Origin of the sequence: Paenibacillus cremeus (assembly GCF_007786445.1) — a bacterium.
GTDB lineage: Bacteria > Bacillota > Bacilli > Paenibacillales > NBRC-103111 > Paenibacillus_G > Paenibacillus_G cremeus.
In genome coordinates, this window is sequence record NZ_VNJI01000046.1 from 15,245 (window position 1) to 37,586 (window position 22,342).

General features: G+C 47.0%; 22 protein-coding genes and 1 pseudogene. 12 read left to right on the forward strand and 11 right to left on the reverse strand.

Annotated elements, in window-relative coordinates:
• Window positions 1-30: 30 nt before the first annotated feature.
• Both FPZ49_RS26520 and FPZ49_RS26525 read left to right on the forward strand, forming a co-directional pair.
• Entirely contained in the window at window positions 31-1,035 is a 1,005-nt protein-coding gene (locus FPZ49_RS26520; RefSeq protein WP_144852860.1) for a CobW family GTP-binding protein, read from the forward strand.
• Window positions 1,036-1,062: 27 nt separating this feature from the next.
• Window positions 1,063-1,821: a M15 family metallopeptidase gene (locus tag FPZ49_RS26525; protein ID WP_144852862.1), complete on the forward strand. Its 759-nt coding sequence runs from the start codon at window positions 1,063-1,065 to the stop codon at window positions 1,819-1,821.
• Between the two features lie 56 nt (window positions 1,822-1,877).
• On the opposite strand, the gene FPZ49_RS26530 is transcribed toward FPZ49_RS26525, so the two are convergent.
• Complete coding sequence (locus FPZ49_RS26530) at window positions 1,878-2,846, reverse strand: TIGR03943 family putative permease subunit (RefSeq protein WP_144852942.1); 969 nt, start codon at window positions 2,844-2,846, stop codon at window positions 1,878-1,880.
• A gap of 31 nt (window positions 2,847-2,877) precedes the next feature.
• A complete protein-coding gene (locus FPZ49_RS26535; protein WP_144852864.1) occupies window positions 2,878-3,897 on the reverse strand; it encodes a permease in 1,020 nt (339 codons plus the stop codon).
• Window positions 3,898-4,224: 327 nt separating this feature from the next.
• Here FPZ49_RS26535 and FPZ49_RS26540 point away from each other — a divergent pair, with 327 nt between their 5' ends.
• From FPZ49_RS26540 to FPZ49_RS26560, 5 genes and pseudogenes are all read left to right on the forward strand, one after another.
• Window positions 4,225-4,839 (forward strand): recombinase family protein, encoded by a 615-nt coding sequence (locus FPZ49_RS26540; RefSeq protein WP_144852866.1) that lies wholly within the window; start codon window positions 4,225-4,227, stop codon window positions 4,837-4,839.
• Window positions 4,840-4,968: 129 nt separating this feature from the next.
• A complete protein-coding gene (locus FPZ49_RS26545; protein ID WP_144852868.1) occupies window positions 4,969-5,778 on the forward strand; it encodes a ParA family protein in 810 nt (269 codons plus the stop codon).
• Window positions 5,775-6,053, forward strand: coding sequence for a hypothetical protein (locus tag FPZ49_RS26550; protein ID WP_144852870.1), 279 nt, complete (start codon window positions 5,775-5,777; stop codon window positions 6,051-6,053). Before FPZ49_RS26545 ends, FPZ49_RS26550 begins: the two co-directional genes overlap by 4 nt.
• Window positions 6,054-6,928: 875 nt before the next feature.
• Complete coding sequence (locus FPZ49_RS26555) at window positions 6,929-7,540, forward strand: hypothetical protein (protein ID WP_144852872.1); 612 nt, start codon at window positions 6,929-6,931, stop codon at window positions 7,538-7,540.
• Window positions 7,541-7,954: 414 nt separating this feature from the next.
• A pseudogene (locus FPZ49_RS26560) lies at window positions 7,955-9,308 on the forward strand (IS4 family transposase); the annotation flags it as partial.
• A 132-nt stretch (window positions 9,309-9,440) separates the two neighbouring features.
• Here the strand turns inward: FPZ49_RS26560 and FPZ49_RS26565 are convergent.
• Complete coding sequence (locus tag FPZ49_RS26565; RefSeq protein ID WP_186446119.1) at window positions 9,441-10,790, reverse strand: tyrosine-type recombinase/integrase; 1,350 nt, start codon at window positions 10,788-10,790, stop codon at window positions 9,441-9,443.
• Between the two features lie 946 nt (window positions 10,791-11,736).
• Here FPZ49_RS26565 and FPZ49_RS26570 point away from each other — a divergent pair.
• Window positions 11,737-12,207 carry a hypothetical protein gene (locus tag FPZ49_RS26570; protein ID WP_144852876.1) on the forward strand — a complete coding sequence of 157 codons (471 nt, stop codon included), beginning with the start codon at window positions 11,737-11,739 and terminating at the stop codon, window positions 12,205-12,207.
• A 466-nt stretch (window positions 12,208-12,673) separates the two neighbouring features.
• Here FPZ49_RS26570 and FPZ49_RS37060 read toward each other — a convergent pair whose 3' ends face one another.
• Window positions 12,674-12,913, reverse strand: a complete 240-nt coding sequence (locus tag FPZ49_RS37060) for a cold-inducible protein YdjO-related protein (RefSeq protein WP_315899208.1) — start codon at window positions 12,911-12,913, stop codon at window positions 12,674-12,676.
• Between the two features lie 281 nt (window positions 12,914-13,194).
• Between FPZ49_RS37060 and FPZ49_RS26580 the strand changes: the two genes are divergently transcribed.
• The 4 genes from FPZ49_RS26580 to FPZ49_RS26595 are packed head-to-tail and all read left to right on the forward strand — an operon-like array spanning window position 13,195 to window position 15,786.
• The gene (locus FPZ49_RS26580; RefSeq protein WP_144852878.1) at window positions 13,195-14,400 is read left to right on the forward strand and encodes a hypothetical protein; all 1,206 of its coding nucleotides are present in this window, start codon (window positions 13,195-13,197) and stop codon (window positions 14,398-14,400) included.
• Window positions 14,401-14,443: 43 nt separating this feature from the next.
• On the forward strand, window positions 14,444-14,644 hold the full coding sequence (locus tag FPZ49_RS26585; protein WP_144852880.1) for a hypothetical protein: 201 nt from the start codon (window positions 14,444-14,446) through the stop codon (window positions 14,642-14,644).
• The gene (locus tag FPZ49_RS26590) at window positions 14,637-14,846 is read left to right on the forward strand and encodes a hypothetical protein (RefSeq protein WP_144852882.1); all 210 of its coding nucleotides are present in this window, start codon (window positions 14,637-14,639) and stop codon (window positions 14,844-14,846) included. Before FPZ49_RS26585 ends, FPZ49_RS26590 begins: the two co-directional genes overlap by 8 nt.
• Entirely contained in the window at window positions 14,839-15,786 is a 948-nt protein-coding gene (locus tag FPZ49_RS26595) for a hypothetical protein (RefSeq protein WP_144852884.1), read from the forward strand. The genes FPZ49_RS26590 and FPZ49_RS26595 overlap by 8 nt, the downstream gene beginning before the upstream one ends.
• A 44-nt stretch (window positions 15,787-15,830) precedes the next feature.
• Here FPZ49_RS26595 and FPZ49_RS26600 read toward each other — a convergent pair whose 3' ends face one another.
• The 7 genes from FPZ49_RS26600 to FPZ49_RS26630 all read right to left on the reverse strand — a co-directional run bounded on the left by FPZ49_RS26600 (window position 15,831) and on the right by FPZ49_RS26630 (window position 21,059).
• Window positions 15,831-16,223 (reverse strand): hypothetical protein, encoded by a 393-nt coding sequence (locus tag FPZ49_RS26600; protein WP_144852886.1) that lies wholly within the window; start codon window positions 16,221-16,223, stop codon window positions 15,831-15,833.
• Window positions 16,216-16,545: a hypothetical protein gene (locus FPZ49_RS26605; protein WP_144852888.1), complete on the reverse strand. Its 330-nt coding sequence runs from the start codon at window positions 16,543-16,545 to the stop codon at window positions 16,216-16,218. Before FPZ49_RS26605 ends, FPZ49_RS26600 begins: the two co-directional genes overlap by 8 nt.
• On the reverse strand, window positions 16,535-17,266 hold the full coding sequence (locus FPZ49_RS26610; RefSeq protein ID WP_144852890.1) for a hypothetical protein: 732 nt from the start codon (window positions 17,264-17,266) through the stop codon (window positions 16,535-16,537). Before FPZ49_RS26610 ends, FPZ49_RS26605 begins: the two co-directional genes overlap by 11 nt.
• Window positions 17,256-17,879 (reverse strand): hypothetical protein, encoded by a 624-nt coding sequence (locus tag FPZ49_RS26615; RefSeq protein ID WP_144852892.1) that lies wholly within the window; start codon window positions 17,877-17,879, stop codon window positions 17,256-17,258. Before FPZ49_RS26615 ends, FPZ49_RS26610 begins: the two co-directional genes overlap by 11 nt.
• Entirely contained in the window at window positions 17,876-18,319 is a 444-nt protein-coding gene (locus FPZ49_RS26620) for a hypothetical protein (RefSeq protein WP_144852894.1), read from the reverse strand. The genes FPZ49_RS26615 and FPZ49_RS26620 overlap by 4 nt, the downstream gene beginning before the upstream one ends.
• Window positions 18,320-18,376: 57 nt before the next feature.
• Complete coding sequence (locus FPZ49_RS26625; RefSeq protein WP_261381639.1) at window positions 18,377-18,598, reverse strand: hypothetical protein; 222 nt, start codon at window positions 18,596-18,598, stop codon at window positions 18,377-18,379.
• 505 nt (window positions 18,599-19,103) lie between these two features.
• On the reverse strand, window positions 19,104-21,059 hold the full coding sequence (locus FPZ49_RS26630; protein WP_144852898.1) for a DHH family phosphoesterase: 1,956 nt from the start codon (window positions 21,057-21,059) through the stop codon (window positions 19,104-19,106).
• Between the last annotated feature and the right edge of the window lie 1,283 nt (window positions 21,060-22,342).

Consider the following 22,342-nt stretch of genomic DNA (forward strand, 5'->3'; position numbering starts at 1 on the left):
GCAAAATGAAAAAATGGGAGGACTGAATTTATGCGTATACCTGTTGTGGTCTTGAGCGGATTTTTAGGCAGCGGGAAAACAACTTTACTGCTTCGTTTGGTGAAAGAAGCAAAAGCAAGAGGAGTAAAGCCTGGCATCCTGATGAACGAGCTCGGACAACTGGACGTTGATGGTTTCACCGTGAACGAGTTCGATGATACCAACATTCAGAAGCTTCTCGACGGTTGTGTCTGCTGTAGTAAAAAGAGCGAACTCGCAAGTTCCCTGAACCGGCTGCTTCCGCAAAAACCTGATGTCATCTTCATCGAGCTGACCGGTGTGGCGAATCCTGAAGAAATCGCCGATGCCCTGACCGAACCAGGACTACTCCGCTCGATGCGTCTAAAGCAAATTATCACTGTGCTTGATGCAGAAAATGTGCTCGATTACAATAGTGTGTTTTCCTCCGATCGGCAGTTGGTTCACACCTTACGCCGTCAGATAGAAGCCGCTGATTTTATTATCGTGAACAAAACGGATCTTGTTTCCCCTTCAGTCCTTCAGAAGATCGAAAAAGCGATTCGTAAGCAAAACGATCGGTGCAGTATTGCCTATACGACTCACAGCCAAGTCGACATGGATCCATTGTTCCATGGAATTGAGCCCAATGCAGCCAATGCAGTTTCAGGAGATCGTCTCGCCAGAGGCTCCGCACTATCCGTCGTAAAAAGGTCTATCCGCGAGCATGAGCATCTGCATCCTGAACCTAGCTACTCACGCGTTCGAACTATGATGCTTCCCTGGACTGAATCCAACCCGCCGACTCGAGAAAAGCTTGAAAAATTTCTACACCAAAGGCGGGAGTTGCTGCTTCGTGCAAAGGGCTACGTAACTCTGCCGCCTACTGGTCAGCCCCACCTGTTCCAGTACGCAGGCAAGCGAATGTATTGGGAGACCACAGCTTTCTCCGGCAGCCCATATCTAGTTATTATCGGCATCGATCTGGACGAAGAGCGGCTGCTACATGATTGGAACGTTTTATGCGAAATGGTTTGAAATCCTAAAGGACTCAGTTAAAATCTCATGAAAATGAAAACATTGTTCGCTTATTTTTGTGTTCTGACGATGGTATTTGCGATAACAACAGGATGTGCTAAGGAACAACCCGCCGTCGTCTCCGGTTCTTCTGTTGTAACCAAGCAAACAATCGATACCTTGTCACTTAACCCAAAGAACGAAACCATTAATGCAACTCCTGTACTCGTCACGAATCCAAATGATTTTCTCGTTCTCGTAAATAAGCATAATATGCTTCCTACCGGTTATAAACCGGACGATCTCACAGAGCCTAACATTCCTTTTCTATTCAAGGAGCATACTGAGAAACGTATGATGCGTAAAGAAGCGGCAGCCGCGCTGGAGCAATTGTTTGCCGGAGCCCGAAAGGACGGTATAGCACTTGCCGGTGTCTCCGCCTTCCGTTCATTTAGTACTCAGCAGGCTGTATTCAGCCAGTACGCCAAGCAGGATGGCGCAGCCAAGGCACAGACCTACAGCGCGCTCCCGGGAACGAGTGAGCACCAGACAGGGCTGGCTATTGACCTATCCGGAAAGGACGGCAAGTGTGCGGCAGCGGACTGCTTCGACGGTACAGCGGAGGCTGAGTGGATCGCCGCGCATAGCGCCGAATACGGTTTTATCCTCCGGTATCCGAAAGGGAGCGAGTCGCTCACCGGGTATCAGTACGAGCCCTGGCATATCAGGTATGTCGGTCGTGAGGCAGCTCTCGATATGGTAAAAAAGGGATTGGTACTGGAGCAATATGTGCAATCTACAAAATAGAAAGAGCCCGGTTAACTAATTAACCGCGGCTCTTTCGCGCATTTTTAATGTATTGATTAATTGATTAATTTATCAAATTCATCCGTGTAAGGATATACGTACGGAGTATCGGATGCCTTGATCTTACCGATGCTCTTCGCATCGATTTTCATGATCTCATTGCCATCATGTGTCGTTTTACCGATCACTCCCGTTAGCTTTACCCACGTGTCTTTCGTAAATTCCTTTGCAATCGGGGACTCCACCAGGACTCCATAAGGGGACGCATCCGCCGAACAGCACGACATCGCAAGCCGGGAGACAACAAACTGGTTCTGGGGCATGCCCTCCTCACGATACACAAACCCGCTGATCTCCATCTTTTTCCCGACAAATGCGTCCATGTACAAATCTACAGCAGTCAATATTTCCATAAACCCCTGCTCTTTTACTTGGATCGTATCCTTTTTATACAGCTGCATTCCCAGTTTGGCGTACACCTCGGTAAACTTGTCGGACTTGAACAGCTCCTTCAGCTTCATGTCCTCGGAATCAGAAACCTTATCCGTGGATGCAACTGCAACTACAGCTGGAGCCGGAGCGGTCGGTCCTGCAACCGGAAGGTTGGATTCCGCAACGGCGCTCGAAGGGGGAGATTTCTGTACCGTGCTCGCGTTCAAATTCATTCCTTTCAGCGAAGCGACATCGCTCCCCATTACCTTGTCAGGAAGTAGGAAGCCAAGCAGCAGCGGGCACAGAAACATGGTATAAATAAGAACGTTCATTACTGTCGAACGGGACGGCAAGTGCTCACAGCCGCAAGCTTGCGCTATAAATCCCCCCATGGAGCGGAATGCCAGAACAACCTGGTAAGCCGCAATAAGAAAAAGAAGGATAGCGGCGATTTTAACATAAATGGTCATCTGGGGTGCGATGTAATATAACAGCCGCTCCGATTTCACCAAGTGGGAGATATAAAAGGAAAGTCCCACCATGATTCCTGCCCTCAGCAGGTAATGTAACGTATAATTCCTGTCTTCCTGCATGTTATACACCTTCCGTACCTCCTGCAATCTTTCAATAATGAAGCACATGACTTTGAATTAGGATCGAACCGGTAAATACCAACGCAAAAATAAGCAGGGCAAGCAGTAAGACAAATTTGGTTTTGAATACGGACAGAAGCATTAAACTGCCTTTGAAATCGAGCATCGGACCGAATACCATGAATGCGATCAGCGAACCGGACGAGAACGTATTGGCAAAGGATGAAGCTACGAAAGCGTCGGATGTGGAGCAAAGCGACATTATGTATGCCAAGCCCATCATAAACAGCGGCGAACCCAGCTGAGAATGTCCGAGGTCCACTAGAGAGCCTCGCGGTACATAAGCCTGAATGGCTGCCGTAATCATAGACCCAAAAATTAAAAACTTCCCGGTTTCAAAAAACTCGCTTCCCGCATGCTCCACCATTGCAAGCAGTCTGCCGCCTCGGGTATGGCTGTGCTCCATACTTGCTCCATCAGCAACAATCATCGTTTCCCTGCTGTTTCTAAGCTGGTTTTTACGGACGAATTGATGCACCAAGAAACCGATGACCGCACCGACCGCCAAAGCAAGCCCCATTCGCGAATACAACATTGCGGGTTTGGTTCGGAAAGCCGTATAGGTGGCAGCATATACGATCGGATTAACAATGGGACCAACAATAATAAACACGACCCCGACATACAGTGGCACGCCTTTAGCAATCAGCCTTCGAACGACAGGAATCAAGCCGCACTCACACATGGGAAAAATAATGCCAAGCAAACACCCGAACAAAATCCCTAGAATCGGATTGCTTGGAACCCACTTTCGAATCCACTGCTCCGATACGAAAATTTGCATAAATGAAGAAATGAGTACGCCGAACAAAATGAAAGGAAATGCCTCAAGAAATATACTGATGAACATCGTCTTGAACGACTGCAAAAGGGTATTGTCCAATACACCGAGGTTGGAAAACACACCCGGATTCATTGCAATAATAATCATAAAGCTAATTAAAGCGATAAAGAACAAATTAACTCCCCATTGTGAAGCTGCAATGCGCACAATACTATCCTCCTTATCATGAATTGTACAACACTATCTTAACAGTAAAAATTACTTATTAGCAAATGTAATAAAGTACCAAATTCCACAGAAATCCCCCACAGTAACACAACAAACTGCCATTCTGTATTTAGCTATCGTACCCGTAACCTTAATTGTAATATGAACAAGGTTGCCAGTCAGCACGGCGCAAATTTGCGTTTCACAAACCAACCTTTTATGACACGCTAATTAAGCTTGTTATTTCTTGTCCCAAAAATACCATAAACAATTTATTGACACGTCCCACCAATTCATTACACTTTAATGGGAAAGGAGTGATCGAAAATTAAATTAGCTTATATACGCATCTCTACAAAAGAGCAATCGATCGAAAGGCAACTTATTAAGATGAAGAAACTGGGCATTGAAGATCGCTTTATCTTCATTGATAAATTATCTGGGAAAGATTTTGATCGACCTCAATACCGAGCCATGAAGTTCGTAATCCGAGAAGGCGATTTAATTTACCTCGATGCGCTGGATCGTTTGGGGAGAAACTACGATGGTATTATCCAAGAATGGAAGAAGATTACTCGGGAGATTGGCGCCGACATTGTCGTGCTGGAAAACGAAACGTTATTTGACAGCCGCAAGTTTAAAAGCATGGGTGACCTTGGAAGATTAATGGAAGATCAGTTCCTGAGCCTTCTCTCCTACGTCGCCGACCAGGAGCGGCAGAAGATGAAGCAGCGGCAAGTGGAAGGCATTGCGGTTGCCCTCCAAAATGGTGTTAAGTTTGGTCGACCACAAGTCAAGCTCAGCGATGAGTTTGGTCGTATCTATACAATCTGGAAGCTTGGAGAAACTACCGCGGTTGAAGCCATGCGTCGGTTGGGCGTGAAGAAGAACACCTTTTATCGGCGTGTGCAGATGTATGAAGAAAAGTTTGGGACTAAATAAGCCCCGGACTTTTTTTGTTTAGGCGGTTCATTTGCTCAGCAACATTACACCAAAAAAATCCCTCTGGAACTTTAAAGGATATTTATAGCTTTATAACAATTATAAAGAATATAAAAGGGAGGGGATTTTGTGACTGGACAAGTTATCAATGTACTCAGCATTAAGGGTGGCGTAGGAAAAAGTACAATCGTTAAGCTATTGTCTCTTGTCGCCGATGCGTTGGGATTAAAGGTATGCATCATTGACATGTGCGAAAATAGCTCCATTGCTACAGGATTTTTCCGCGACCGAGATTCATTTGACAAAAGCGCATATGATTGGTTTATCGGCGATGCAAAACCCAGCGAGGTCATCCAGCAATTTGAGGACAGTAACATATACTATATCCCATCTGACGAACGTATCTGCAGTTTTTCAGACTGGGTCAATAAAAATATCCCAAAGGTGAGACAACTGCAGACACTATGCAGCAAAATTGAGCCGCTCAAAAAGCTATTCGACATCATCGTTATCGATTCGCACCCCACGGCAACGACGGATCTAGTCCACTACGCGATTGCTGCGTCTGATTATTGTGTTATTCCTTGCGAAGTGGATAAAGACGCAGTGAACGGTGCCTACCGTTGCTGCCAAATCATCACAGATTACCAGCTTGCCGGGTTCTCAATCGATTATGGGATTGTATTCAATAAAGTCGATCTGGGGGTTAAAGCAAACGCGCAACTCCAACAAATGAAACAATCGTTTATCAACCTGGGGGTGCCGGAAACTAAGTTTTTAGGCAATGTCCGCTATTCAAAAACGGTGACTACTACCAAAAACGATGGAGTGATGCTCAATCGCACTCATAACAAATATGCAGAAAATGTCATGAACGACATGCGCGCCGTTAGTGATCGTATCACATTTGCTCTGAAGCAAAATGAGGTAGAAGCATGAGCATAAATATGGATATGTTGGATAACGAGGATAATCGGTTGAAAAAGGTATTATCAGGTTCTAATACACCTGGTCGCCCTAACCCGCTTGAAAAATTCTTTCCATCGGAACATTATGTGGTAAAAAAAACTGAGGTGTCCAAGGCTAAAGTGACTGCGATTTCGCTAAACACAGAACTATTTGAACGCCTTGAGGAATATTGCAGGAAAACGAATCTAAAACGATCGACTGTCTTTTGTTTGGCGCTGGAATTATATCTGGAGCATCAGGTATAACCCCCCACCACCGGCACCTTTTAGCGCGATTTGATCCATCCCCTAGGGGGAGGCACCTTCAGGTAAAAACATACAGCTCATCGACGCGCGATTCTGCCGGAAGACAACAATGGAAGAGAATTAATAATTAAAGGAGATTTATTATTTTCCCCCAAAGAAATGAATATGGGGGGTGTGATGACGGTGTGGTGGACCTGTCCTTATTGTAAATCAGAAGGCGAACTGACAGGAGATAAAAATTATGTTAGAGAAGAGGTGTGCATCTGTGAAGCGAACCATCTTGATACAGAACGCAATTGTAAATGTAGCCGTGATGAGTTCAAGCTTTATCTGGAATTACTCGTGTACTGCAAAAAATGCGAAGATTATTTTGTTGCATTCACGGAAATGGATTCGTGATAAAGGGTTCGAACGTTTTTTGTCACGTTTGTTCCTAATAAGACAATATCGCGTGCGAGTCCGGGAATTCAATAATCCTGGACTTTTTTGTTTTCTAGCTACCCCTCTATCCATTTTTTGAACCGCCATCAACGAAGCAAGCTGCCGTTCGTTTTAGATCGGGAAAATGCCATTCGTATCGCAGTAGCTTCTTATTGTTGTATCGGCATTCTCGTATCCGTTAGCGCAATGAAGGTCATTTAAATATCGAAGCGTACAACCCAATCAAGAATCCTATGGCAACAATACAAGTTGACGGAACTACCGCCAGCCTTTGTAATGATGCTCAATGAAGGGATTTAATTATTGCTAATACTCCCCAATAAGGGCAGCTACTAATAATTTAGGCACTTCGCCCGTGCTTTTTGCACAACCTCCACCTTACTGGACAACATAGAATATCAAAGATTCAACCTGGAAAGAAGGTGGTTTATTTGTTGAAAAGAAACAGATGTCGTCGTCGTCGACATCATAAAGTGGAACGATTACTTAAATGGTATGACGCAGTAGAAGTACCTGATCCAATGGTACCCGGGTTTACAATTGTAACAACCCCCTTACCAACAATACCTGCCACATTTGGTCCTGAAATTACATTACCAGTCGAAGTAAGATTACGACGCATCAATTCTGATGACCGCGAGGAATTGAAGGCTACGATAGTTTGGACTTTCGGCTTCCCATTTGCAGGGGCTGTTCCCCAAATCGAAGTTGCTTCCCAACAAATGCAATTTAGTATTTGGCGTGATGCACCTTTGACGGGAACCCGACTTTGTACTGTAATCGATTCAGGACACATTACTGAAATACTAACTGCCCCAGTTACGAATGTAACAAACACATTGACAACAACTTTTATATGCGTCGATAAAAATGTATCTGGAAGAAGACATAATTATTTTTTGACAGCTGCTGCTGGAATGGCAGATGGTTTCACTGTTTTTATTGGTGATCAGGGCGGTCCACCTTCCCCCATTACAACATTCATTGCCCCTATCATAAATGAAGTTCATCTTGACGGATCGGTAATCGACGAAAACGAGACTTGATAACGGGAGAAGTGAAGTACTTGGTAATAAAAGAAAAGTTTTATTAAGAAGCCACTCCATTGTTAGGAGTGGCTTTGTCTTTATTTATAGATGTGATTTTCTGGTCAAACTGTACTTTGTGCTTAGATACATTGCAGTGAACCGTATCATAATATAAAGCTAATATTGCGTTAAACTGCCCGTAACCACGTTGCCAGTGGGTACGGCGCTGAAGTAATAAGATCTCCATTTAAAAATTCTTATATTTTTATAAAAGTTAATAACTCAAGTTTCGCACCTTGAAAAATGCGCATAGATGTTGATGTTACTGGGATTGTGGCATAAAATTAGCAAACTTGACAGAAAAACACCTTTCACGTTTGGTAAAATGGAAGTGTCGAGCTTACCATTCCAAACAGAAAGGTGCGTAACCCTATGTTACACCACAACTCCCTATCTGAAAAGTGTGAAGAACGTTTTTCAACCATGTTTTCTACTCTGAAAATTGGACATTTACTTCGTCAGGCTGGCATTCGCAAAACGTTTGGTCTTCCGGCTCTTTCCGTTTTCCAGCTCATTTTCACATTAATTTTCCAGCAGCGCAGTTGGTCTCGTCTGCTTGAAAGCAGCCGTTTTACACTGCCAGGTAAAGATGTAGTCTATCGTTTCTTGAATCATCCTGGTTTTGCTTGGCGTCGCTTCTTTCAGACGTTAAGTTTGAAGGTTATTCAGCGCTTTGAATCTCTAACTTCCGCTTCACGAGTTCGTGTGTTCATCGTAGACGATTCCGTTTTAAAGCGGAATCGCTGCAAAAAGGCGGAGTTGCTGGCTCGGGTTCATGACCATACCACCGGTCGTTTCGTACGTGGTTACAACATGTTGACCCTCGTTGTGGTCGGATGGGTTCAGCTTTGCTCCCATCGATTTTGTCATGCTCAGTTCGGCTAAGCTAGCGAATCGTTTCTGTGAAATGAAGGAACAGTTATCCAAACGTACGCAAGGCTACAAGCGGCGTCTCGAAGCATTTTCTCGGAAACCCGATGCGGTTGTGGCTCTGCTGGATCGTGCAATTAAGGCTGGCTTTGCAGCGGATTTTATCTTGATGGATAGCTGGTTTACCCAAGCTCCGCTGTTACGCGCGCTAATGTCTAAGGGCTCACACGTCATTGGCATGATTAAAGATATGAAACAGCGCTACCGAGTAGGCGACAAGCGAATGACGCTGAAAGAATTACACGCCGCGCTTCCCCGATCTTCCAAATCGGAGGTCTTAGGTTCGATTATCGCCCGAACCGACTGTGGATTACCGATCAAGTTGGTTTTCGTACAGAACCGTAATTGCCGTAGGGAATGGCTGGCTATTTTAAGTACGGATATTCAGCTCACGGATACAGAAGTTGTCCGTATTTACGGCATGAGGTGGAGCATCGAAACTTTCTTCATGTTCACCAAATCTTACTTGAAGCTGGGAACCGAGTTTCAAGGGCGCTCTTTTGACATGTTGATCAGCCATACCACCATTGTCTTTACCCGATATCAGTTGATGGAATGGGAACGACGTGAGCATCAGGATCAACGCTCTTTGGGCGGCTTGTTCTTCCTGTTTTCGGATGAAGTCCGAGATCTGGATTTGAAAATGGCGTTACAACAAATCGTCAGCTTTTTCCTTGAGCTTTCTCAAACCAAGACCAAACGGCAGAAGTCTGCTGTTTTAAGTCAAGTGCATGAATGGATTTCAGGTTTACCCAGCTATATCAAGGCGTTAGTGCCAAATTTGTGCTGCGAAACTAGAGTTAATAATTCTCAAAAGCACTGCTTTTTTAAAAATGCAATTTCAAATCCCATTAAGATACGCGTCCCCTTCTTCAAGGGCGGAAAACCGTGCGGTCGCGGTTACTTCTGCTGCCGACAACAAAAAAATTCACCCTTTGTACGGATTGGTCGACGAAGTGCGTGAGTGCCCAAAAACCTCGGCAATGTATCGGTCAACCAGATGCTGCCGTGGAAGCTGCATCAGCTCTTCCATGGTCCACTTGAGGACATACACCTGATTTCCGTGCTCATCCAACCGTGGGACCAAAATCTTTCTGACGGCTTTCCCCTGTGCATTTCTTTGCCAAATAAACCGCCCTGTCTCGTCGCGAGCGTACTCCTTTTTAGCCTCCACCGGGTTTAGCTTGTGATCTGCCGATACGTGTTCCATAATTTTTTCTGCTAATCTCTCTTTTGACCATCCCTCCTTATTGATCCTGTTTGTCTGGTACCAGTAGCAAGATCGCCGGAAATCGTGAGCACCGCCGTACCCGACGTGCCCCCATCGGCAGCCATCCTTTATGACATTCCGAATGTCATCCTCGCTCATTCGACTGCCCCAAATTGCGCTGTCCTCTGTGTGGTTTTTTGGCAGCAGACCACTGTCCCGAATGCTTTGGAGTTGTTCAGCCACCTCGTCACTGATTGGCAGCATCCGGGGTCTGCCGTTTTTATTCTGATTTTTGTCAGTCATCCAAATGCATTTGTTCTCATAGTCGATTTGCCGCCATTTGATACCGCGCAGCTCGTCGATGCGCGGACCGGATTGATACAGTAGCTCTACCATCACGCCATGCAGCGGGCTGATTTTTCCGTGCACATGTTTCGAGATGATTTGACCCTCTCGTGGTGTGTATCCCCCTTTTTTTCCCCGCCGGTAGTCTTCCTTGTTATAGGGCTTACGCATCTGGTTATGGTGATCATTTACCAGCTTGGCGTGCGATTTGATGCCATCTTTCACAGTCCCTTCCGCCAGCTTCTGGATCCCGTTAATATAGTTGCTGATGGTTTTGGCAGCCAGATTCTGCTCGTGCAAAGACATGATAAAGCCGCCGACCATGTGGGGCTTAATATCGCGTAGGTGCTCGACGGCATGTTGAGCATGGCAGTACCGGATAAATTTTCGTACGCGTTTTCGGTACGTGTTATAGCCGTTGTCACTAAAAACCATCGCTTTGTAGCGCAGCTCCCCCTTCACCTTAAACTCACTTTTGGTCACATGGTCGTCCCGCGTGGCGCTCGTTGCCATGTTAATCGACCCAAAAATATTATCAACCTCATGAAACAGTGCCAAAAGCGATCTCCGGTCCTTCCGGCTCAGGTTATCAATCCCGCGTTGTTTCTGCGATTTTCTGATCGCGGTGCCCGGTTTTTTTTTGTTGCCGGTGTAGTGGCGACCATCAAAGTTCGGGCGATCCGAGTAAGCACGCCGCAGCTGTTCCATTTGTTTCTCATTCATCACTCTCCCCCCTCTCATCACGCTGGACGTACAGCTTTATCCTCACGTTTTTCCAAATTTGTTCCGACTAAAAATCAACTCCAAAAGCCGCGTCAAATACGACTTCGTATCCTTATCTGCGGCTCTACCTCGATAAATCGTGATAGAGCCGCAGGCGGCAAAACCGTGGCGCGTTCAATCATCCATTTCGGCTCACTGTTCGTCATGCGGCTAGAACAAGTCATCCTTGCGCACACACGCAAGAAGCCCATTCCGGAACGTTTCTTACACTTTTTTCTGCCCAACAGAAAAAGCATAAGGAAGCGCATCAACGAGGCGTCGATTTCCGTATAGCGGAAATTTTATCCATAATTCTGAACAGTGATGCCGACGGTCACTTGAACCAGTCTGCATTTTACGTTTACAAACTGAACTCAGAAAATTTGCATCTTTTTCCTGGGCTAAGAGCTGTTAATCCACACTTTACAATACGAGCCCCACCCAATTTTTATGAAATCGATCACGAACATTGGTTTCTCCTCCTTGGTTTTAGGATTTTAGTTGTTGTGAGCTCTCCTGAAGCTTTTAATATTTAGTTGGTCATTATGAAAGTAAAAGCTTGTGGTACATGTTTTATTTTACTGGCATTTGGATATTTTTGGAGAAATACTGAACTTATAAGGTGGACAAGAACGGACAAGCTCTTTGAAAAAATGAAAAAAAACTCTGAAAATACCATCATGTTCGTTTTTGGGCGGGCATAGGCTATAGCAGGAGATGAAAAGCCGGGTAAAATATCGAAGGGTGTTAAAAAAGGAGGGTAGTAAAAAAGGAAGGTATTTCTTCTCCGGGTGATAAACAACTACGGCGGATGCGGTGTACTAGGTGTATAAAGAGATATACAGAGAGGTCCGACCCAAGAACCGCGCTCCAACTACTACTATCACTCAGAGAGAGGTTTGGTCAAATGACAGTAAAGCATTCTGATCCAGAAAACAACGACAACCAAAACAACAACCAGAACGAAAAAAAGAACTGGGATCAAGTCGGAAAGACGGAGCCGACGATACATCCCGACTATCACAACACCCGTGGAGAGGAATGGTTGTTACCACCCCGACCAACTTCTCTAGAGATGGACTTAGGCAGAGAGCTTAAGCCTCGACTGCGGGCGGTCGGGATCAAGGAATCCGGGCATCAACTAAGCATTGACCGTTGCTGGGTTGATTACGCGATCTTGTTCAAAAAGTACAAGATCGCAGTCGAGGTACACTCAGACAACAAGGTCATCGACTTATCGCGGCAAAGTTACATCCGACATCAAGGCTGGATCATCATCGACGTGTACAACTCTGAGATTAAGGCTGACGTGATTGCAACAGCAGCAAGAGTCGTTGATAAAGTTTTGCGGATTGTAAACATGACTAAAGCAAATTAAGACAAAAAAAAGCGGTTGAGGTGAAAACCTCCAGCCGCTTTTTGGGCTACATCTATTACTGCCTGTCCATCCCAGCGGGATCCGTGTTTATGCGACCAGCTTCCACCATTGCGTGATATCATGTTGATGTGACGCCGAGACGGCTCGCCCGACACTTGTAAAAAGTTTTCTGCGGGCTTGGAATTTTTTTGATCTTAACTATACTGACTATGTAAATCACAGGCTTAATGCCGTTCGTACAAGTGCTTGTGTGGATCCACTGGGCACGAGCGGTATCGCACCCTTCGGGAGTGGATTGAAACGTTGGAGCGATAATGGATCTTAGTTTACCAAATGCTCAAAGAAACCCAAAGAGCCGCGCATTATTAAGCGCGGTTCTTTGGGTTTTTGGTCAACTTGCCATCGTCATGTGCCAATTGGGCGCCGCCATTGAGGGGCACTCGCTTCGCCGACTGCCACGACGATCTCACAGGATATTGCGGTGACTCTTGCGCCAGTTATTTTCGGTTTGGCGTAACTCTTTGGCTTGGTTCACGATCACAGGGAGCATTTTAGTACCTTTAGTTGTTGCCGACCCGCACAGAGGACAAGCAGGCTCATCATTAAAAGTAAAATTAGCCCGAATCCAGCTATTACAGCTTGAACTGCTGCATTGCCATACATCAGTTTCTGCTTCTTCAACCGCAGGTTTCTTAAATGGTTTCAACAATGCTCCCCCCTTATAGATAGATATTATGCGAAGAGGAAAAGGAAAAGCCCTGCGCCTTTCACAACAGATAACGTGAACAGCGACACGTAATGTTTGACCACCTCCGAGAGGCGGTGTAGTCTCCCGTCGTCTGATTTCCCTGATCGGTAACATTGGGGCAAAGTAAAATAACATAATGAAAAATAAAGAAGCCAGACGCGCTGAATGCTGCCAATGGGGTACATACATTCGCATTTCGTTGGGAAAAATAATTAGAAAAAAGATGGAGATGTGGTTGGATGATGCGGATGAAATCGTGGGGATGGATGGTCGTGTGCGGGTTGTTGATGGTATCGTCGCTTCCGGCTGCCGCGGAGCCATTGGTACCTACCGTGCTCAAACAGAAGGTCGCCGAGAGCAAAGAAGCCCATGCGGAACTGCTTGCTCATCATAATGGAGTGGAGGGGATATACGATAAGTTTGAACTGGATACAGGCGGTTGCACGCTGTCTTTTCCGTACTGGCGAAATATTGATAAGCCGGCATTTGCTCCGTGGATGAGTTACGTGGATATCAATAACGACGATATAAAGGAAATTGTGATCTATTTGACGCTGTCGGAACGCACTGGGGCGAAACAAGAGGAAGTTCATGTCCTAGAGCCGATTAAAGAGAGCGGCGGCTGCTACCACGAAGTGCTCGTTGATAATCCGGTTGCGATCGCACACAAAAACGTCAAAAGCAAACTAACCACTAAACTCGCCGAGGTCCTGATTAACGGAAAAACCGTATCGGTCCAGCGAATCGAAAAATTAAAGATGAAGAAAGAGGATCTTTATCCTGAAGTCGCGTTCAGTGACGAATATCTTAATTATCAGATTGCAGGCGGAGAGCTGCGTGCTTATCTTGGCGGTCACGTCTCGTTTCTTCATATTATAGGTGAGCTGGTCATCGGCTACGAGAAAAAAGACGGTATGTACCAGTCGGCTAACATCAAATATGTGCCCTTCCAATCCGGGGCAATCGAGCCGACCACGGCTCCTGTGATCGAATTTTCGGGCACACCGGTCTACGGGCGGCAAATCCTACATGAAGTGGAAAAATTCAGCGAAGAAAACAACGTCCGAGTAGCGCTCCCCAACTGGGTGCCAGCAGGCAATCCATACATCACCGCCGAATACATACCATCGCAGCATCAGCTATCGGTGAACTTCCAACGCCGCGAGTTCGTCGGCGCCTATCTCCACGTTGAAGTTTTTCCCAAACCATACGTTTACAACTATGACCGCAATCCACACTATACACGGTTAAAACTTGCGAGCGGAGAGCCGGCGTTCTTCCGATACGTCCGACCTCCCAAGCCTGGTTTTGTGGTTGAATCGTGCAGTCTGGAATTTAATCGGAATGGGGTGTTTTACGCGCTGTGGGTCAACTCTAAAATGTATGGCATCGCCGGCAATCCGAAGGACGTACTGCTGCGCATTGCCAACTCGATGAGCTACTGATCGGATGATATTATAGAAGAAACAAGTAAGGAGAGGTAGATCCATGGAAGAAAAGCCACAGCAAATCACGGAAACCAAAGAGAACGAGCCCGAACAGGCGAGCCTGAAATCGGATGTTCAAAGCCTCAAAGCCGATTTGCACGAAATTCGCAGCCATACGTCGCTTTTGCCAACTATTCTCCAGTCGCTAAACGACACGATTGCGACCCTTCGGAAAAATCGAGGAGTTGATCAAGATGATTGAGGAGAAACCCGAAAGACCGGTCGAGCTGTGCCCCCACTGCGGCGCTGATCTGATCGGCGACCCGATTCCCGAAGAAAAACGGCGGCATGCAAATTCGCCGTATTTTATTAAACGAAGAATCGGCTTGTACGACCTCAAATTGGATCGGACAACCCATTGGCAGTGTCCGGATTGCGAAGGGACGTGGGAACGCCATGATTGAGCCAACCTTTGAAGAATATTTTAAGCGAATGCAGATAGAAGATCGCGAACGCATCGAGTACATGATGAACTTTTCTGGTTTTACGCTGGAACGCGTGGAAATGACTTACCGGTGGGACTACGAGCGTGAAAAAAACAAGCCGGTGCTGACTCTTAAGCCCGAGCCGCAGCCCGTGACGTGGGAAATGCGGGATTATTACCTCCCCGAGAAGTTTGAAATGCGCGATGGTCGTCTGTTGAGCTCGGAAAAAGAGCTGGAAAATCTAATGCTTTTGGTCGTGTACAATCTCGGTTTGAGGCAAACAATGAAAATCATCGAACACAACGTCATCGTCGATATGATAAAAAACGACGAGGGCGTGCTGAAGCAGCTACGGTCGGCAAAGCGGAACCGTGAAGCCGGTACGGCGAAATATATCGAGACGGAAGAGGAATTTGAACGCCTGTTTGCGGAGATCGAGTCGGAAGTACCTGCTGGCGGCAGTGAAAAGATTTCCTTCATTGACCTTCAACACCTACTCCTGACACTGGGTTTCAAGCAGCACGATACGGACGTAGGGCATGTCTTTAACCACAAACCGACCGAAACGCTCATCGCACTGCCGTCAAAAATCAGTTTGCGGCACGTGGATATGGTAAAGAAAATGGTCGTGGATCGCGGTATTGCTGATTCGGATTTGGTGCATCAGCTGCTGTTAGAAAAAGGAAGACAACGAGATAAGGCTGCTCGCGACGAAGCATCGTTACGAGAGAGCGCAAGAGAAGCTATGCTTGAAGGTAAGCACGAGGGTATGCTTGAAGGTAAACTTGAGGGCAAGCGTGAGATCGCATCCAAAATGCTGGAAAAAGGCTACGATCTTGAACTCATATCCGAAGTGACCCTTCTTTCCGACGATGAGTTAGCGAAATTACTTCCGCATGTACCGCCAAATGAAAAATAGCAAGCCCGCGCCCATTAAGTGAAATCCGGCATCAGGGATCGGCATCATGACCGCTCCCTCTCTTCTTTTCGGCGCAAATACCGATCATGCTCGGACCGGGAGATGTTCAGCAACTGGCATATCTCATCGATGGACTTCCCCCTCTTGGTCAGCGCGTCAATGGCACGATCAGTAATCCCCGATTGGTACCCTTTGGCATATCCTTGCTCAAACCACTCGCACTCTAGCGCCTCAATTATACGTCCCCCAGGTCCATCGCGATCCTCATAGATCGGGATGATTTTGCCGGATTTGTATTTTCGAACGATTTGCCCGTCGTCTTGCTTATACACGATGTAGCCGTTAGGGTCTTCGATCTGGGCAAGTGCATACTCCCCCGTTTTCCGAATCAACTGCCGGATTTCGTCCCAATCGATTTCACGTTTACCTTCACTCATCCCAATCCACCGTCTCCCCGATCAGCGCTTCGAAATGCGCCTTGATCTCCGCATCGTTCTTTAATACGGTGAATCGATCCGCCGTCAGCTTCGGGTCATTTCGGAGCAGCATCTTGTACAGCGTCAGCTCCCCGTCCTGCTCAGTCGTCGCGCCTTTGAGTTTTTCAGCAATATCCGAGGGGATGATCGTGCCATCGAAGTATTCCCGGACGATCACGTTATCCCGCACGTAGACGAGATACCCGGCGCCACGTTCACGCAGTTCCGCACGTAATTTCACCGACATTTGTTTCAGCGCTTCCTGGATTTCTTCAAGATCCATCCCAATCCGCCTCCCGTTGCCGCCTGATGTCTTCTTTCAGCTTCACCGCTTCTTCCTCGGTCAGCGTGCCAAACATCCGCTCAAGGTCTTCTTTACGGGCAAGTGTTTCACCCCGATCTCTCATTCGATCAACTTCCTCTGATGTAAGCACGCGCCCCTCCCGAATGCTCTCCTTGGCGCGCTCAATGTTGCCTTGGATGCTCGGGTTTCGTTCTAACAGGTCGCCAATGTCTTCATCGTCGCCGCGAAGCATCTGTAACGCTTCCGTCCTGGAGTGACCCCGACCGGTAGCGCTGTCTGCTTCCGACTGCTCAACCATTGTCTGCATCTCGGGATCGTTCTCAAAATCTTCTATGTCAGCATCGTCCATCACAATCTCCCAGTCGTCCTCATACTCATCGCCAAGTATCTCGCGCATCGTTTCTTCCACCGCTTGCATCGATTGTTCTCGCTTATTTCTCATATACTCGTCTGAAGTCAGTTCCTCACAAAGTTTCCTAAGTTTTTTCTCGTCATCGTCCAGACCGAGTTCGCGCTTTACATCCTCTTCCGTCATATACTCCGGATCACTGTTTAACTGGCGAAGTTCTTCTTCGGTCAGCGGCTCGTCATCGGGCTCCAGCTGATCGATTTCTTCCCAGGTCGGTCTTTTTTGATCGACCACGTCCGCTGCCATCTCATCGCACATTCTCTTAAATGCTTCCTCGTCATCACGCGTCATCTTCTTTGTCATCCTCCAAGCAGTCGCTGTAACCGCGATAATGATCTTTTTGTCTTTCTTTAGCCTCCCGGACCACACGCTTTAACGCTTCCTTGGTGGTTATTAAATCCTCATCGGATTCCTGATCGGACTCTTCTATTTGTTTCAACACACTTGGGTGAAAAAAAACAGCCTTTCCGAGTTTCTCTTTTTGCTCTTCCGTTATAGCAGGCTCATCTACGCCACCACGCGACGCCTGCATATCTGCCGCCCATTCTTTCCGCCGCTCGTCGCTGAGTCCATCGCCCAGTTGCAGCAAATTATCGAGGGGCATCCGCTGCGACTCTTTTTCTGCCACGATTTCTTCGACCCGCTCTACGACTAACACCCACGGCGATTTTGCCTCCTCGACCCTGCCATCGTCATATTCGCGCACCATAAGACCATTTTGATCCCGGTAAAAGCTAATCTTGCCTGCGTATTCGAAGATTTTACCTAGGCAGAGCGCCGTTTGGATGATCGCCTCGTGGATTTGGTCCATGGTGTCGCCGCCCAGCTGTTTTGCCCGTTCCATGAGCCGCTGAAACCGTCCATCCAATTCAACCATATCCTTGGCAGGCTTAAGGTCGCTCATTTTTCTTCGCCTCGTTTCTTGATTACGAAATGGAACAATACATCTTCGTCGCTCAGACCCTCGCCACCATCCGATAAGCCTGCGCGTGTTTTGGCGACCAGCTCGCGCACCTCTTCCTTGCTTAACGTCCGGCGTCCATAGGCACGGTAGACACGTTTGTCATTACGCAGTTCAGCGCTGAAATCGCGAATCTCCTGTCTAAAGGCGTCCAAGTCTTCGCTAATCGTTTGCATATTAGCGCGCAATTCGTTGTTCATCCGGCGCTGATCGATGATGAACTGGTCTAAAGATGTTTCCAGCCTATCAACGCTACTATCGACGCCATCGACCCTGCCATCAAGGTTATCGTCCAACCGATCGACTGCGGCTTCCAGCGATTTCATACCATCGCTTACCTTCGATAATTCCCCGACTATAGCGGCTAGTTCTTCACGATTCATCGTCATTTTCGCTCCTCGAACTCATCTACGTGCTGGACGGCAGCGGCGAAGTTTAATTCAATTCCGCAAGGTCTCGTTATCTCGCTGGCTGCGGATGGTGTGCTCCAGCGCCGGGCTGATCTCGCCTTTTCCGGACAAACATTCGAGGATAAACTCGACCCGGCTCTCGATTTGACCTTCGATGTAGGCTTCTTCGTAGGCTTGTTTGTAGGCTTGTTTGTAGGCTTGTTTGTAGGCTTCATCATAAGCTTCTTTTTTCACTTGTTCGTAGGCAGTCATGAGGTCGGACTGCTTTGCCCTGTCTGCATAGAATGCCCTTTTCCGCATCGCATAGCGATTTCTTGCGGATAACTCATCGTGGTCACCGTCCTAATCAAACATATATTCCCATTATAGCATGTCACTGTCCTGGTTATTTATCGCCTTATTCCGGTTTGATTCGGTGATTTTCCAGCCGTAGTACAAAGCAAAAAGCAGTGCATGTTCGCATATTTCTGCGATCATCATGAACTTGGTGTTCCTCCGGATTACTTCAACTTCTTTGCTTAAATTTTAATTCTTCAGTAATCCTAAAAAACATTCTTATGATCTCGTTACAGGGAGGTGTACAAGGCTACTTCCTTCCGTAAGAATATTACTGGAAAGTTGTATCACAAACATAAAATTCAAGCGTACCGCGACACCACCGGCATAACTTTAAAAAAAGTTGAATGAACCGGACCAGCTCTGGTTTACATATGTTTAACTTCATCAACTTCAATAAAAACGGCTGACCTTCCTCCACTCAGTAGTATTTGATATCGACAATATCCAGTTCTAGTTTTTTTTCACCATTCCATTCATTGACGGTTAGATTGAAAAGAACGTCAGCGTAGACATCTTCGCTCGGCAGTCCCTTTTCCTTAGCGATTTTACTTTTCGATAGCGATAGTTCCTGCCATTTGGGGATGATCTCGGCACCGCGATTCCACTCTTTTCCTTTGAACTGATACGTTCTCCCTTCAGCTTTGGAATAAAAATGATAAAGCCCGCCGTTCTTTTTGGGATCAATATACCGCACGGTCACCCCGTTCAAGCGATACACCGGCTTCGGGTTGCCCTGCCCATACGGTTTCAGTCCTTCTATTTCATCGTAGAATTGAAATGTGATGTCTTCCGGGGCAACCTCGGCGTGATACTCGTACGTTTTGATGAACGTCTCCTCGCCGTACGCTTGACAGCGTACGGCAAATGATTTACCAAATGGCTCCAGCTGCTCCGGATACAGCGTCAGACCGGCAGCACCCTCATGACCGCCGTACTCGAAGTGTCCGATATCTTCTTTCACTTGATCGAGCACGTCCAGCATATGAATGTCGCGAATCGAACGGGCAGATCCTTTCCACACCTCTTTCCCGTTCTTCATCACCGGCGCGACGGCGACCGTCGGTCGGTAAAAGAAATCTTTAAAGCGGGTGGCGACCAGCCCCGCGATGCCGATGTGAAAGTGCTCGGAGGCGATAAATACGCCATAATCGCTGGTGCACTCTTCTTTGACCAGCTTAACCGCACTTTCGATTTGTGCTTTGCGCGTATCGTTGTACGTTTTGCACCTGTCCGCCAGCTCCAGTGAGGCTTCCGGGTCGGTCTCGGTTAACAGTTCATAGGCGGGTCTGGGATCATCCAGCCTGCCCGGGGCATTGAGCATCGGACCGATATTAAAGCCGAGGTGCCCTTCGTCGAGTTTTCCATTTAGGTTCATGACCTCGCAAATCGAGCGCACCCACACCTTCGGCGCATCATTAATGATCCGGATCCCGAACTGGATCATACTGCGCACTTCAAAATCGAGGATGTCTACGCCATCCTCATTGTGACGGACGTCGATGTGGTGTACCATGTCGGCGACGAGTCCGGCGGCGACGTTGTCTAAGGTCATGATCAGCTTCATTTCGTCGATGCCGCGTTTTTGAAACAGCGCTTGGAACAGCTTGTACACCACTGCCACCCCGGAGAGCGTTTTGCACGGGTACGGATCCCCAAGGCGTTTCGGATTAATGATCGCATGCGCGTACGGCAGGGCAATATAATCCTCCCCGACAACCTCCACTCGGCAGTTCTTCGGAACAATGTCGAGTTCCTTGAGCTTGTCCTCAATTTGCTGCACGGACCAACCGCTGAGGTCTATGTCCTCTCCCGTCTTTTGAAGGATTCGGTCTCGGATTCTGCCTTCGACCGGATCGTGATGGTCGGTGATGATCAGTTCTGTTAACCCCGATCTCATAGTCGCTTCCGCACCGTCGTTCCCACGGATTCCGGTGTCGCCGGTGATCACCAGATCGTACTTGCCGATGATTTCCTCTTTCAGCTTACCGACATGCAGCCCATAGCCTTCCTGGAAACGGTTGGGCAAAAACACGTCGACCTGAACGCCCATGATGGCAAAGCAGTTCTTAAACTGCGCTGCGGTCGTTACTCCGTCCGCGTCGTAGTCGGTGTAAACGGCGATTTTTCCGCCCCTGTCGACCACTTCCATAATTTTGTTCACCGCTTTTTCCATATCCAACAGCAAAAACGGATCACTGAGACTCTTTTTATATGGTTTATAAAATCTCGCAACATCGTCTAGTTCCCGCAGTCCGGCAGCAGCCAGCATCCGTGCTCCCGCCATGGAAATCGGTCTTCTTGTATCGGAAAGAAGGCGCTGCAGCTTCTCGGCTTGGGTATCTTCGGTTTCGCGTAGTATCCATCTGGATTTCATTTTTATGATCCCTCTTTCCTGAATTCGTTGTGATCATCACCTTAAAGTATTGAACAATTGTAAAAGCAATCGTGTTGAACGTATTTTGCCGATCACCACCTCCAGTTAACTTTGGACTACCTTAATTATCTACTCGATCCATTTTTCAAAAGTCGAAATAAACCTTGTTTGCATTGCAATGGATTCACTCGCTTTTTTCCAAAATCGTTTTGGAATACTATAAGAAGCAGCAAGCTGATACTTACAGTATTCCAAAAAAAAAGTATATTTATACATCATGTTTGAGCTTATTTTTATTTTCCTTTTTGCCTCATCTGGTAAGTTAATGGAAAAACAACTACCTTTCACCATACGCTCCGGCAATGTTTTTTATCATTTTTGGGATTGCAGTAAGTACCTGCGCAATCGTTTATACACACCCTCGAGTGGCACAGTATCCGACTGCTGCTTCCCTACTCCCCCTAGAAACCGGTATAAAAACATACTTTGGGATCATTTATCATACGGCTCCTCCCGGGGGGCTACGTGTCCCCACCCTTTATAAGAGAAGCAGCTATATTATTTTTTTGAATTTTGGGGTTGCAGTAAGTTACCTGGGCAATCGTTTACCCACACCCTCGAGTGGCACAGTATCCGACTGCTGCTCCCCTACTCCCCCCTAAAAACCTATATAAAAACATACTTTGGGATCATTTATCATACGGCTCCTCCCGGGGGGCTACGTGTCCCCACCCTTTATAAGAGAAGCAGCTATATTATTTTTTTGTCATTTTGGGGTTGCAGTAAGTTACCTGAGCAATCGTTTACCCCCTAACACAAAAGGGAAAAAAATCACTCCCTCGCTTCGCATAGGTCGTACTGGTGTAAGTCAAAGATGGCACTTAACTGAGACTCCACTCCTTGACCAGTCTCGTATGCTTTTTATCCCACCGCAACATCTTCCCTAAAATGGGGGGTTCTGACCCCTGAGAGAATGTGACGCTTGGCAGAAAAAAAGCAAGGGCTGAAAATCACTCCCTCGCTTCGCATAGGTCGTACTGGTGTAAGTCAAAGATGGCACTTAACTGAGACTCCGCTCCTTGACCGGTCTCGTATGCTTTTTATCCCGCCGCAACATGTGCCCTAAAATGGGGGTTTCTGACCCCTGAGAGAATGTGACGCTTGGCAGAAAAAAAGCAAGGGCTGAAAATCACTCCCTCGCTTCGCATAGGTCGTACTGGTGTAAGTCAAAGATGGCACTTAACTGAGACTCCGCTCCTTGACCGGTCTCGTATGCTTTTTAT